The organism is Synechocystis sp. LEGE 06083 (assembly GCF_015207725.1).
In the GTDB taxonomy this organism is placed as follows: domain Bacteria; phylum Cyanobacteriota; class Cyanobacteriia; order Cyanobacteriales; family Microcystaceae; genus Synechocystis; species Synechocystis salina.
Map to the genome: position 1 here is coordinate 1 of NZ_JADEWJ010000273.1, position 5134 is coordinate 5134.

The 5134-nt window shown below is 50.7% G+C and carries 4 protein-coding genes; all 4 read left to right on the plus strand.

Annotated elements, in window-relative coordinates:
* Positions 1–832 (plus strand): methyl-accepting chemotaxis protein (locus IQ219_RS16555; RefSeq protein WP_194073332.1); only part of this gene is annotated, 832 nt, incomplete at its 5' end.
* 55 nt (positions 833–887) lie between these two features.
* Entirely contained in the window at positions 888–3656 is a 2769-nt protein-coding gene (locus IQ219_RS16560) for a hybrid sensor histidine kinase/response regulator (RefSeq protein ID WP_194073333.1), read from the plus strand.
* 302 nt (positions 3657–3958) lie between these two features.
* The gene (locus IQ219_RS16565) at positions 3959–4255 is read left to right on the plus strand and encodes a 2Fe-2S iron-sulfur cluster-binding protein (protein ID WP_194018741.1); all 297 of its coding nucleotides are present in this window, start codon (positions 3959–3961) and stop codon (positions 4253–4255) included.
* Positions 4245–5134 (plus strand): aromatic ring-hydroxylating dioxygenase subunit alpha (locus tag IQ219_RS16570; RefSeq protein WP_194073334.1); only part of this gene is annotated, 890 nt, incomplete at its 3' end. The genes IQ219_RS16565 and IQ219_RS16570, both read left to right, overlap by 11 nt.

Sequence of the window (5134 nt, forward strand, 5' to 3'; positions counted from 1 at the left end):
GGTGGATACGGCGACGGAGGTAAGTGGCCAGGCCCAGGAAGATAGTGAGGAGATCACCAATTTGTCTGACAATGCCCTGGAACAGGCCCGGGCTCTGGAATCGGCCACGGCTTCGGTGGCAGAAATGGCCCAATCCATTGAATCCGTAGCTAAAAGTGCCCAAACGGCAGCGGCGATCGCCAAACAGGGTAACGAAGCCGCCCAGCAGGGGCAAAACACCATGGACCAAACGGTGGACAGTATCTATAAAGTGCGGGGGCGGGTAGCAGAAATTTCCAAAAAATCGAAGCGATTGGCGGAATCTTCGCTGGAAATCTCTAAAATTGTCGGTATTATCGCTGGTATCTCCGAAAAAACCAACTTGTTGGCTTTTAACGCCTCCATTGAAGCCGCTCGGGCAGGGGAAAATGGCCAGGGCTTCCGGATCGTTGCGGATGAGGTACGGCGTCTAGCGGAAATGGTCACCCTTTCTGCCCAGGAAATTGAACAGGTAATTCTGAGCATCCAAGAAGAAACCTCCCAAATGAGCCAACTAATGGAAGAAAGCACCAACGAGGTGGTCACTGGCACCCAACTAGTGCAAAAAACCAAGGAAACCCTGCAAAATCTGACCCAAATTAGTGAGGAAATTGATGGCCTCCTCGATTCCATCTCCCGTAACACCGAATCCCAACGGTTGGCCTCCCAGACGGTGACGGAAACGGTACAGAACGTAGCCAGTGTGGCAAAATCCACCTCCGATAAATCTCAGCAGGTATCCCAATCCCTCCAGTCCCTGGCTAAAACCGCTGTGGATCTACAAACCGCCGCCGGTAAATTCAAAGTGGAATAGGTCAAAAATTTTTCCATGCCTCGTCCAAACGCCTAACTCTCCATCTGGTCAACGTATGTTTGATGCTGCCACCCTCGCCGCCATTACCGCCGAAGCCCGCCAGGCCTTTCTGGAGGAAGATGCGCCGGAATGTTTAGAACAGTTGACAGTGGGTTTTCAGTCCTTGGAACAGGTGTTGAACTCTGCCGGGGATGCCCAGCAACGTCAGAAATTAATCCAAGATATGGGACGGGCGGCCCATTCCCTGAAGGGGGGAGCGGGCATGTCGGCCCTCACTCCCCTGCAAACCCTTTGCCATCGCCTAGAGGATTTATTTGAAGCCCTGGAACAAGGAAGGGTGGAAGATACCTCCGTGGCAGTGGGTTTGATTGGCATGACCATTGAAGAAACCCAGGCCATGGTGGAGTTAGCTAACAGTGGCCAGTTGCTGGATACGGATGAGCCACCGGAACTAGCCTTGGCCCTAGGGGAATTTCTGGCCACCTGTCAACCCCAGCCTGCCCAGGGGGAAACGGTTAGTGGCAATGTGTCTCAATTTGTGCGGACTTCCCTCTCGGTGGAATTGGAGGCCTGTTTAGATCGGGTGGAACGTCGGTTGGAACGGGGCGGCACGGCCGGGGAATTGCGGGAAAGTTTTAGTCTTTTACTGGAGGAATGTACTCTTCTGGGCCAGGCCCTTAGCTGTGAATGGCTAGAGGAAACCGCCAAGGAATTCCGGGCCCAACTAGCCGAGCCTTCCCTTGATTTGCCCAGCTTTATCCCTCCGGCGATCGCCACGTTGAGATCCCTAAGGGCGCAGTTTCTAGCAGGGGAATTAACGCCCCCAGCAGATCCACCCCCAGTGGCCATCGTAGAAGCCCCAGTCCCTGTGACCATGGCCCAGACTGAGCCAGTCCCTGTTACCGTTACTGCGTCAGCACCGCTCCCCGTAAAATCGCCTGTCGCAGTTAGGCCGACCACTAGCCGCCAAACTCTCCGTATTCCCCTCGATCGCCTCAATAAACTGAGCAACACAGTCAGCGAACTGCTAATCAACCAGGAGAGGTTATTGGAATACGACAAACAACTGCGCCAGGCCAGTCGTAATTTGAAAAAACGGGGACAACAGTTAATCCCCATGCGGGAACAGGTGGAGTCTCTCTATGACGAATTGTCCTTTAGTGACCAAACCAAAGTCATCCCCGGCAATGGAGGGGAGCCCAGTGAAGGCCAAAGTAGTCTAGGCATAGCGGGGTTAGTGGACTTTGACGCGTTGGAAATGGATAGTTACACTGCTGTCCACGGCATTTTGCAGAGGTTTCAAGAACTGATGGTGCAGGTGCAGGAAATCCAGGAAGACGTGGATTTAGTGGAACGGGATTTGCAGGAAACTTTGATTCAAATGAGTCAATCCCTCCATCAGTTGGATAGTGAGTTGACCCAATCCCGTCTGGTGCCCTTTCGGGGTCTGGCCCAATCCTTTGCCCAACCCCTAGAAAAATTAGGCGATCGCCATAAAAAGCCGATACAGTTTGCGGTTGAAGGGGAAACAACCTTGGTGGAGGTGGCCATTCTCGACCAGTTACGCACCCCCCTCACCCATTTAATCCGCAATGCCTTTGACCATGGCCTAGAATTTGTGCCGGAACGCCAGGCCCAGGGCAAGCCCCCCCAGGGAACCATCACCCTCAGCGCCAGCACGGCTAATAACCAAGTGTTGATCACTGTGGCCGACGACGGTCGGGGCATTGATCCAGAGAAAATTGCCCGCAAAGCAGTGGAACTGGGTTGGTTAACGGAAGCACAATCAGGGAGCATGGCCGAAGCCCGAATACTTGATTTTCTCTTCCAGCCGGGATTTTCCACCGCGGCGGAGGTTAGCAACCTGTCCGGCCGGGGCCTGGGGCTAGACATTGTCAAGCAGATGATCGAAGCCCTGCGGGGGACATTGACGGTGGAAACTAAACTGGGCCAGGGCAGTCGTTTTCTCATCCGTATTCCCCTCAGCCTTAACATTGTGCCCCTACTGTTGGTGCGCTATCAACAGCGGTTACTGGCGTTTCCTTCCGAAATTGTGTTGCGTATTTTGCCCCTGGATGATTACCCCGTTAAAAATGGCCGGGTGGAGTGGCAATCCCAAATTATGGAAGCCCGCCCCCTGGATGAGGTGTTACCCCAAATTTATCCCCAGGGTTTTAGTCCTTCCCCCGGCTTACCCCATAAAGTCGGCCTCATGGTCAACCTCGGCGATCGCCCGGCATTGTTAACGGTGGAGCAAATTGTCGATGAACGGCCCCTAGTGGTCAAGGCTTTGGATGCCATCACCCCCATTCCTTCCTATGTGGCGGGTTGCACTGTGCTGGGGACTGGGGATGTGGTGCCTGTATTAATTCCCAACAATTTTGCTGTGCTCTGGCGCATGGAACCCACCCTGACCCAAGCCCCCAGCGTCGTTGGTACTGGCCAAACAACCATTCTGGTCATAGACGACTCCGTCACAGTACGGCGGACTTTACAACGGGTATTGGGGGGCACTTTCCGTTTGATCCAATGTCGGGATGGCAAGGAAGCCTGGGATTTGCTCAACCGGCAGAACCAAGGCATTGATTTAGCCCTGTGTGACATCGAAATGCCCAATATGGACGGCTTTAGCCTCCTGCAATTGGTGCGGGCCCACCGGGTATGGCATAGCTTGACGGTGATTATGCTTACTTCCAGGGAAAATCCCCTCCACCGTAGCCGAGCCCAGGCCCTAGGTGCCAGTGGCTACCTTACCAAACCTTTCCAACCAAACCAACTACTAGATACCATTGACCAATTTTTGGCAGAAACTGCTAGGAATTAAATCAACTAACAAGACTTTTCCAGTCGGCGATCGCCCTTGCATTGCTTCAGGATCTCCATTGAATTGGAAAACTTCTGCAATATCCATCAAATGAGAGTTTGAGAAGTGGCTTGTTGCTTTTTACTTCTATCTGGACAATTTGAGTTGCTAGCAAGGCCTTGATTTCTATCCAAAAGGAGTTAGAAAACTTCTTTTTTAAAGCGGACCATATTTTGCGATGCTACTGTCTCATTGGAAGTTTAGGCTTTGACACCATACTTGCCCGTATCGTCATACATAGGCGATCGCCAATTTTGAAAATTATGAATCATTGCATAATTTCCTTCCCTGAAAGTAATTTTTCGCTCCTATCATTACAATTTAATGCTCGTCTAGGGGAATATTTAACCCCAGAGAACTCGCCAATTTTATTCGGTTGTCGCACAGGATTATGTGGTACCTGTCTAGTGCGGGTTGTGGGGGAACTCCCTCCTCCAGAGGCCGAGGAAAGGGAACTGTTGGCTATTTTGGCCCCCGATGACGCCCAAGCTAGATTGGCCTGTCAAATTAAGTTAACGGGAGATATTGCGATTAGAACCTATCAAAGCGATGAAATTTGAAGATTTTTGGTATGTGGCCGCGGAAAGTAGGCATTTAAAGTCTGGCCAAGTTTTGGCTCGGCAAATTTTGGGGCAATGGTTAGCAATTTTTCGAGATCACCATGGCACGGCGATCGCCTTGGAGGATCGTTGTGTCCATCGCCATAGTCGCCTTTCCTGCGGTTCGGTAAAGCAAGGTAATCTTCACTGTCCCTACCACGGTTGGATTTATGATCATCGAGGCCAAGTTATTGGTGTGCCAGCGGAAGGTCAGCAGTTTAAACCAAGGGAAAATTTGCAGACAAAATGTTACCAAACGATGGAGCAGGAAGGCTTTATTTATGTCTGTTTAGGGAACCCCATTCACCCCCCTTTTGCTTTACCCCAGTATGGTAAAAAAGGTTGGCAGAGGATAAGATTAATCCACCAATTTGCCAATAACGTCACTAACTGCGTTGAGAATTTCATTGACATTCCCCACACAGCTTCGGTGCATCCAGGTATTTTTCGCACTGCCCAGCGGCAAGCCATACAAATGACTGTGCATCGCCATCAAGGACAAGTCAAAGCTGAGTATTACAACGAAAATAATAATTTGGGTTGGTGGGGCAAATTTCTCAATTCCCAGGGCAATGAAATTAGTCATACTGACCGGTTTATGATGCCGAATATCACTTCTGTGGAATATAAATTTAATGCCCAACGTCATTTATTTATTACTAGCCAATCGGTGCCCGAAACAGAACAATCTACCCTGGTTTACACTGACGTTGCCTTCAATTATGGCATTTGGAATTTATTTGCCATTCCTTTGGTTTGGGGGACTGCAAAACGGATTATTGCCCAGGCTCTAAAAATTCTCGCTATTCAACAGGAAGTAATCGCAAAATATGGCACCAA

Bases quoted from the DNA above. Each gene is read 5' to 3' on its own strand.
- IQ219_RS16565 (WP_194018741.1), top strand. From the start codon at position 3,959: ATGAATCATTGCATAATTTCCTTCCCTGAAAGTAATTTTTCGCTCCTA.
- IQ219_RS16560 (WP_194073333.1), top strand. From the start codon at position 888: ATGTTTGATGCTGCCACCCTCGCCGCCATTACCGCCGAAGCCCGCCAG.